Origin of the sequence: Salibaculum sp. (assembly GCF_035270045.1) — a bacterium.
GTDB lineage: Bacteria > Pseudomonadota > Alphaproteobacteria > Rhodobacterales > Rhodobacteraceae > Salibaculum.
In genome coordinates this window covers 1-3,854 of record NZ_DATFIP010000044.1, presented here as the reverse complement: position 1 = coordinate 3,854, position 3,854 = coordinate 1, and the positions used below count along the sequence as shown (strand labels likewise).

Annotated in this window: 3 protein-coding genes; all 3 read right to left on the bottom strand. The window is 65.8% G+C overall.

The annotated features are described in order from the left end of the window. Positions 1–575: 575 nt before the first annotated feature. Positions 576–2,477 (bottom strand): beta-galactosidase, encoded by a 1,902-nt coding sequence (locus VJ897_RS07115; RefSeq protein WP_324054571.1) that lies wholly within the window; start codon positions 2,475–2,477, stop codon positions 576–578. Between the two features lie 23 nt (positions 2,478–2,500). Continuing rightward, positions 2,501–3,106 carry a 2-dehydro-3-deoxy-6-phosphogalactonate aldolase gene (locus VJ897_RS07110; RefSeq protein WP_292287461.1) on the bottom strand — a complete coding sequence of 202 codons (606 nt, stop codon included), beginning with the start codon at positions 3,104–3,106 and terminating at the stop codon, positions 2,501–2,503. Continuing rightward, positions 3,103–3,854 (bottom strand): 2-dehydro-3-deoxygalactonokinase (locus tag VJ897_RS07105; RefSeq protein ID WP_324054567.1); only part of this gene is annotated, 752 nt, incomplete at its 5' end. The genes VJ897_RS07110 and VJ897_RS07105, both read right to left, overlap by 4 nt.

Sequence of the window (3,854 nt, the reverse complement as noted above, 5' to 3'; positions counted from 1 at the left end):
TTGTCAGCTCCTCGCGGATGGCTTCCAACGCCACCTTCGCCTTGAACTCCGCCGTATAGCGTTTGCGTTTAGTCATTTCAGGTCGGTCCCTCATCAGTCGCTAAAGCTTAGCAACTGGTCCGAAACTCCGCGACCGCCTCTCTGATCTCAACTTGCGCGCATTTGAACACGCAACGTAATCGCGGCCGATCGAGACAAAACCACCTCCGCTGGCGCCACAGGTCAGCAACCCGGTCAGCAGGTGTTTCTTCCGCTTCTTCTCCCAGAAGCGACTGGCCTTTATTCCCCGTTCGGCCAACAGACCCTCGACCCCGCAAAAGCTTAGATCAACAGATGGTATGCCCGTGTGGCTAAGAAATGATGGGCTGATGCAACCGGAAGACCTTCAGGGGAGCCTGAGAACCTGGGTTGATCATGAGAGATGGCTGTGCGCGGAGCAGAGGCACCGCGTCAACGACATGGCAAAGCCCCCCCGGGGCGCTCGCTTGCCGACGCTGCCACGGCGGTTTCAACACCTTTTCATGGGCGCACCGACACGCAGTCGCCGACCCGCCAGTGCCCGGTCACGGGACCGCTCAGAGGGGCTGCCGCAGTACCCCTGCGGGCGGCAGATCCCCGGCCTCGGTCGTCACTGTCTTGTTGCTGTAATTGAACCAGAACCGCTCGGTGCTTGTGTCGCGGATGCGGACGCCCTCGGGCATGGGCCGCACGGCCAGCCCTGCGCGATCGGTGATCTCACGGATCAGCCTGTCGAAACCGGCCTCGTCTAGCCAGCCCGCCACATAGGTCAGCGACCCGAATTGCTGCGCTACGGGCTGGCCTGTCGTGGTTTCCAGAATGGTCGCGCCCGTGCCTTCGATCTCGTCGAGATAACCGACGATGGCCCCACCCCCGACAAGGGGCAGCGGCATATCGGGGCGCATGGACTCGACCCGTGCGACCCGCAGGTCGACCCCCGGAAGACCGGGCGGCAGCGCCGAAGGGATGGCCATGTCGCGGGTGCGCGCTCCTGCACGGGGGCCAAGCACCACCTGCGCCTCACTGGCCTGAAGCGCCGCCTTGAGGTCTTCGTGCAGGATCATCAGACCGGGTGCGAAGATCGCCTTGTAGCCGGCCAGCGCTGCCGCCTCGGCGCGGATGATGTCCACCGACAGGCCGGCCCTCCGAAGGGCCCGGTAACAATCCAGAACCAGGCCGAAGCAGGACAGGCCCGCGCCGTGTGGCTGCACGGTCCAGGCCCAGTCGGACTCGTAGTCGAAGATCAATGCAGCAGGGGCCTGCACCGGTTGAACCTCGGGCGCTTTGGCGATCTCGGCGGCGACCTGCCGAGCCTCTTTCATCGCGGGGGCCTCGGCGCTGTCGGGCCGCAGCAGGCCCGCGTGCATCTGTTCCTGGGCAAAAGGCGCTTGGCGCCAGCGGAAATAGCAGACCGCCTCGGCGCCGTGGGCGAAGGCTTCCCAGGACCAGAGCCGCACCATGCCGGGCAGCGGCGCGGGGTTGTAGGGCGCCCAGTTCACCGGGCCGGGCTGCTGTTCCATGACCCACCAGCGGCCCCGCCCTACGGCGCGGTAGAGGTCATGGTGAAAGGCCTGGAAATCCGGATCGCCCTGGCGGTTGTAGCGGCGTTTGTGGGCATCCTCGGCCCCGACGACATTTTCCAGGAACCCCAGCGGGTAACTGTCCCAGGATGCGATATCCAGATCGTCGCCCACCTTGTAGTGATCGAAATCCGTAACCCGCCCCATGTAGTTATGCGCGATCGGCGCGTCAGAATGGGCGTGGATGATCTCGGTCTGCACGCGGTTGAACCGCACCACCTGGTCGGAGCTGAAGCGCCGGAAATCCAGCGCGTGCGACGGGTTCGGTTCGGTCACGGTCAGGTTGGGCAGGTCCACTTCGTCGAAAGTCGCGTAATCCATCGACCAGAAGACATTGCCCCAGGCGCGGTTCAGCGCTTCGGGCGATTGATATCGCTGCGCCAGCCAATCGCGGAACGCCTGCCGGGCGGCCTCGGAATAGGACAAGATGGTATCGTGGCAGCCATATTCATTGTCGGTCTGCCAGGCCTCCACATGTGGGTTGCGGCCATAGCGTTCGGCCATGAGCGTGACGATGCGGCGGCATTCGTCAAGGTAGCCCGTGTGGCTGAAACAGTAATGCCGACGCGAGCCGAACTTGCGCGGACGTCCCTCGGCATCGACAGCCAGCATGTCAGGATGCTTGTCCACCACCCAGCGTGGTGGCGTGGCAGTGGGGGTGCCCAGCACCACCTTCAATCCGGCCTGCCCCAGAACCTCGATGGCACGGTCCAGCCAGTCCCAGCGCAGATCGCCCGGAGTGGGTTCGATTCGGCCCCAGGCGAATTCGCCGATCCGCACCCAGGTCAGCCCCAGCTCGGCCATGCGGGCGGCGTCGTTGTGCCAGACCTCTTCGGGCCAGTGTTCGGGATAATAGCAAGTGCCAAGCGTGCGCTGCATGGGGGCCTCGGATTTGTCGGATTTCAGGAAAAGCTTGTGTCGTAGGCGGCAACGGCCGCTGCCGCCAGGTCGCCCACGCGGGCGGCGTCATATCCGGGCTTGTAGAGATTCGACCCCAGCCCGAAGCCGGTGATCCCGGCGGCACGCCAGGCGGCGAAGTCTTCGGGTCCGACGCCTCCGACCGCATAGGTCGCTGCTGTGTCGGGCAGCACGGCAGAAAGCGCCTTGAACCCGTCCAGCCCCAGCTTGAAGGCCGGGAAGACCTTCAGCCCGTCAGCGCCGTGGCGCAGGGCGGTAAAGCACTCGGTCGCGGTGAAGACACCGGGATAGGACGCCAGCCCATGGGCTTTGGACGCTTCGATGACCTCGGGGTTGGTATCGGGCGACACCACCATCCGTGCGCCGATCCAGGCCAGCCGCGCCACCGCGTCGACGTCCAGAACCGTGCCTGCGCCAATCTCTGCCGCGTCCCCGGCATGGTCCACCATGCGCGCGATGGTATCGAACGGGTCAGGCGAATTCAGGGGCACCTCGATCCGGGTTATTCCCGCACCGATCAGGGCATCGGTGATCGCGATGGCCTCGTGCGGCTCGACGCCGCGCAGGATGGCGATGATGTCTCGGGTCATGGGGCAGCCTCGTGCAGGGTGTCATAGGCGGCGCGCAGGCCCCGCAGGACCATGCCGTCACCGGCCACAGTTGCGACGCTGGCGCCTTGGGCAGCCAGCGCGTCGCGATAAGCGCCTGCGATGCCACCAGCCCCCACGACACGAATGTCCTGGCCCAGCCAATAGGGTCGCGCACCGGCGAGTTCGAGGCCGATCAAAAGACCCGAAAGCCGGGCGCGCGACGCCCCCGACCCGGTACCGTCCAGCAAGGCCGCGGCACGGACAGAGAACAGGTCGGCCGCCACCGTGGCGGGACGGGAGATGACGTCATCGACGGCGCCGGCAAAGGCCCCGTCATCCCAATCGCCCCCCGTCACCGAGTGGCGCAGCACAGAGGCCTGTTCGAGCAGGGCGAACAATTCGCCGGTCATGAAGGTGCGGAAACTGACCACCTCCCCGGCGCTGATATGGACCCATTTGCAATGGGTGCCGGGCAGGCAAAGCACCCCATCGAAACCGGTATTGTCCGCAAGGAACCCGGCGATCTGGGTTTCCTCGCCGCGCATCACGTCCGGCGGCGACGCCTGCTTGATCCCCGGCACGATGAAGACGGAAAGGCGCGGATCCGCGGTCTCCACCGGGACGGCCGAGGCAACCGACAGCGGCGCGCAGGGCACCGCCGCATAGGGCGCCTCGGCCCAGCCTTGCCGTGACCCGGCCATGCCACAAACGATCACCGGCATCGTGCGGCCCCGTGGCAGCGCGTCAC